Genomic DNA, 2,002 nt, shown 5'->3' with positions numbered 1-2,002 from the left:
CCCTCAAATAAGCTTCAGAACTATGCGTTCAGGAACGAGGGGGAGCTTTCGTTTTCCAATGTCATAGACGACTGGGGCTTTGGGAAGGCCGTCAACTCGAACGGTGTCGCCTATGGTGACCTTGACAACGATGGTGACCTTGACCTTGTTGTCAACAACCTGGACGACAAGGCTAGCGTTTACCGGAACAACTCCACCAATAACTACATCAGCATCAAGCTTGTTGGGGGCAAGGGCAACATCAATGCGATAGGCGCAAGGGTGACGGTGTACACGGAACGTGGGCATCAGTACCAGGAGCTGTTCCTTTCCAGGGGCTACCAGTCGTCCGTCTCGCCGGTACTGAACTTTGGCCTTGGGGATGAGGAGGAGATCGAGCGCATAGAGGTGGCCTGGGGCAACGGCAAGTTCACCATTTCGGACAGGATAAGGGCTAACCGTACGGTGACCTTCGAGCAGAGCGGCTCGAATTCGAATAGTGGGACTGAACGGGAACAGCCAAGGCACTTCACCAGGCTGAACCCTAACGCTCTGGGCATAGGCTTTTGGCATGCCGAGAACGATTTCGACGATTTTTCGCGCCAGGTGCTGCTGCCCCAGAAGCAGTCGCAACAGGGGCCTGCGCTTGCCGTGTCGGACGTGAACGGCGACGGTCTGGATGACGTGTTCCTTGGCGGGTCGCTGGGACAGCCTGCGGAACTGTACCTTCAGAGCTCTGGGGGCACGTTCAGCATGCATGCCCAATCGGCATTCGAGAGGGACAGGGGCTACGAGGACAACGGCGCGCACTTTTTTGATGCCGATGGCGATGGCGACCTGGACCTTTACGTGGCGAGCGGCGGTTACGAGCTTAAGGAGGACGATGTGCTGCTTCAGGACAGGCTTTACCTTAACGACGGCAAGGGCAATTTCACCAGATCGGACAGGCTGCCAAAAATGCTGGGCAGCACCAAGGCGGTGGCCTCCCTTGATTACGATGGTGACGGCGACCTGGACCTGTTCATAGGGGGGCGCGTGGTACCGGGCAAGTACCCATTGGCACCGAGATCGTACGTGCTGGAGAACGCCAACGGGCGCTTTGTGGACGTGACGGACAAGGTTGCACCGGGGCTCTCGGACATAGGGATGGTGAACGATATGGTGATGTCTGACTATGACGGCGACGGCGATAGGGACCTTATGGTGGTCGGTGAGTGGATGCCCATAACGGTGTTCAACAATGAAAAGGGCAAATTTAAGAAAAGTGAAATAGCCTCTCTGGGTGGCACCGAGGGCTGGTGGAACACGATATCGGAGGTGGATTTCGACAATGACGGCGACCTGGACTATTTTGTGGGCAACCTAGGGGGGAACAACAAGTTCCATCCGTCCATGGAGAAGCCCTTGCACATCTATGGGAACAACTTTGATGGGGACGGGAACTACGACATGATATTGAGCAAGCTCTACGATGGGGACCTGGTACCGGTCCGGGGCAAGGAATGCTCGACGAGCCAGAACCCGTTCGTTAGCGAAAAGATCAAGACCTACAAGGAGTTCGCGAACTCCAGCCTTGCGGACATTTACGGGAGCGAGATGCTGGCAAGTTCGTACCATAGGCAGGCGCACGTGTTCGAGTCGGTGTACATTGAGAACAAGGGGGACGGAAGGTTCGAGGTCCGTCACCTTCCGGGCGTTGCGCAGTTTGGCCCCACGATGTCGTTCGTGTTCATGGACGTCAACGGTGATGGCCACCTTGACGTTGTTGGCTCGGGCGCGATCCATGAGGCCGAGGTGGAGACGGTGCGCTACGATTCCAACGTTGGGTACATATTGTTTGGGGACTCAAAGGGGGGCATGAGGCCATATCGGGACATGGGCTTTTACAACGACCTGAACGCCAAGCGTATGGAGCGTGTCGATGTCAAGGGAAGGCCCTACCTGTTCATTGCAAACAACAACATGCCATTGGCAATCTTTAGATTGGATTAAAATACCGTTTTTACAAATTAATGATGGTGAT

The 2,002-nt window shown here is 55.5% G+C and carries 1 protein-coding gene; it reads left to right on the top strand.

The window, feature by feature from the left end:
* Positions 1 to 1,971: FG-GAP-like repeat-containing protein (locus CDH49_RS15445; protein ID WP_193434744.1), on the top strand; the 1,971-nt coding region annotated here is incomplete at its 5' end.
* Positions 1,972 to 2,002: the final 31 nt, after the last annotated feature.

Origin of the sequence: Confluentibacter citreus (genome assembly GCF_002807055.1) — a bacterium.
GTDB lineage: Bacteria > Bacteroidota > Bacteroidia > Flavobacteriales > Flavobacteriaceae > Confluentibacter > Confluentibacter citreus.
This window is presented reverse-complemented; position numbering and strand designations above follow the sequence as displayed.